Annotated in this window: 1 protein-coding gene; it reads right to left on the bottom strand. The window is 70.7% G+C overall.

What is annotated here, in order from left to right; all coding sequences use genetic code 11:
• Nucleotides 1-44 precede the first annotated feature (44 nt).
• On the bottom strand, nucleotides 45-854 hold an 810-nt coding region (locus G7A99_RS21930; RefSeq protein WP_163144074.1), incomplete at its 5' end, for a patatin-like phospholipase family protein.

Raw genomic sequence — 854 nt, 5'->3', positions numbered from 1 at the left:
GACTTCGACTAGCTGCCCGTCGGAGCCAGACCCGCCTGGGCCGGCTAGCCACCGCGGATACGGGCCTCGACCGCCTCGGCGAGGCGGCGTTTGAGTTCGTCGCGGGCGGGCCCCGACTGGGCGTAGACCGTGTCCCGCCGCCCCACCTCCAGCGCCCGGACGTCGACGATGTCCGGCTCGATGTAGATGTCGGGCTCGCGATGGCGACGCTTCTCGGCGATGATCGCGCTCTGCATGATCTGGAAGGTGTTGAGCACCGAGTCGACGAAGGACAGCGCCGCCTTGGGCGAGCGCTTGCCGGTGACGTTGATGGCCACGGTCAGATCGCAGTCGTCGACGAGCAGGTCATAGGGCAGCGGATTGACCGTGCCGCCGTCGACCAGCAGCCGGCCGTCGATCCGCACCGGCGTGAACACGCCGGGCAGCGCCATGCTCGCCTGCACCGCCGGCAGTAGCGGCCCCGCATCCAGGACCACCTGCCCACGGCCCCAGAAGTCCGTGGCCACGACACTGAGCGGGATGTGGAGCTCCTCGAAGGTCTCGGGCATACGCTGGCCGTAGAGCGCATTCAGGAACGCCCGGCTGCTCACCAGTCCGCCCCGGCCGATGGCCGGGTCGAACAGCTCCAGCCAGCGCAGCAGCTTGCGCTCGAGGAGCAGCTCCCGCCAGGCATGGCTGTCCCGCACCGCGAGCTCGCCGGCGATGGCGTCGATCTCCGCCGCCGAGCGCCCCGAGGCGTAGAGCCCTGCGATCACCGCGCCGACGCTGGTCCCGGCGATGCGCGCCGGGCGCAGCCCGAGGGCCTCGAAGGCCTCGAGCATCAGGATATGGGCGAATCCATTGGCTCCCCCGGC

This window comes from Arhodomonas sp. KWT, from assembly GCF_010993615.1.
The sequence above is the reverse complement of the archived record's forward strand: the minus strand, read 5'-3'. Positions and strand labels throughout refer to the sequence as shown.